The sequence below is a fragment of the Streptomyces sp. ActVer genome (assembly GCF_027270795.1).
In the GTDB taxonomy this organism is placed as follows: domain Bacteria; phylum Actinomycetota; class Actinomycetes; order Streptomycetales; family Streptomycetaceae; genus Streptomyces; species Streptomyces umbrinus_A.
In genome coordinates, this window is record NZ_JAPWHT010000901.1 from 1 (window position 1) to 1,272 (window position 1,272).

The following is a 1,272-nucleotide window of genomic DNA, read 5'->3' on the forward strand; positions in this document are numbered from 1 at the left end:
GGCCGCCGAGAGCCTCGACGCCGTCCAGGCCGCCGACACCGGCGAGGTGCTCATCCCATGACCCCGCCCCGCACCGACACGACCCCACCTCTGCCGACCACATCCCTGCCGACGGCAATCGCCCTGACGGTCGTGACCGCGACCGCCCCAGCAACCCGAACCGACCGGACAACGACGGCCATCGCCGCAACGGAGGACCCGACACCATGACCACTCCCACCGTGGCAGCCACCGGGGCATGGACGGCCGCCGACGACCTGCCCACGCCCGCCGCCTGGTACGGGCAGCACGACGGTGCCGTACTGCTCGACGACGACAGCGTCCTGGTCACCGGCGGCGCGGACGCCGCCTCCGCAGCGCTGGACAAGACGGCCGTGTACGACCCGACGGCCAACGCCTGGCAGCCGGTCGACACCCTCGGCACACCCCGGCAGCTGCACACGATCACCCGGCTGGCCGACGGCAAGGTGCTCGTCGTCGGCGGTCTGGGCGGCTCGTCGGCGTCCGGGACCGGCCTCAGGTCGGCCGAGCTGTACGACCCGCGCACACATGCCTGGACCGCGACCGGCAGCATGGCCACGCCCCGCTGGGGCCACAGCGCCGCGCTGCTGCCGGACGGCTCGGTGCTGGTCGCCGGGGGCAGCACCGTCCGCTCCGGCCGGACCACGACCGCGCTGCGCTCGGCGGAACGGTACGACCCGTCGACCGGCAGGTGGTCCCCGGCCAAGGACATGACCGACGCCCGGACCGGACACACCGCGGTTCCGCTGGAGGGGGGCGTCGTGCTGGTGGTCGGCGGCGTCGCTCCGGTCGGCACCGCCGACGATCCCGCGCTCGCCTTCTGCGAGTTGTACGACCCGGAGGACCGGTGGACGCCGACCGGCAGCCTCCTCCGGGCCCGCCACCGTCACCAGGCCACCCGGGTCTCCGACAGCACCGTGCTGGTCACCGGCGGCACCGCGCCGGGCTCGCCCGGCGCCGGTCCCTACGATCCGTTCAGTCAGCGGAGCGCGGAACGGTACGACCAGGCCACCGGTGTCTGGACGGCGGTGACGGAGATGCCGTCCGGACGGGCCTTCCACCGGACGGTGCGCATCGGCCCCGGACAGGTGCTGGTGGCCGGCGGGGCGGCGAGCGACAGGGACGAGGCCGGGTACCGCAGCGCGGCACTCCACACCACCGACCAGGACGACGCCGACATCTGGGCGCCTGCCGCGGGCCTCGCGTCCGGCCGGTGGGCGTTCGCCGCCGTCGCCCTGCCCGACGGCCGGG

Annotated in this window: 1 protein-coding gene; it reads left to right on the forward strand. The window is 75.2% G+C overall.

Annotated elements, in window-relative coordinates:
* Nucleotides 1-206 precede the first annotated feature (206 nt).
* Nucleotides 207-1,272: kelch repeat-containing protein (locus O3Q52_RS53195; RefSeq protein ID WP_269655562.1), on the forward strand; the 1,066-nt coding region annotated here is incomplete at its 3' end.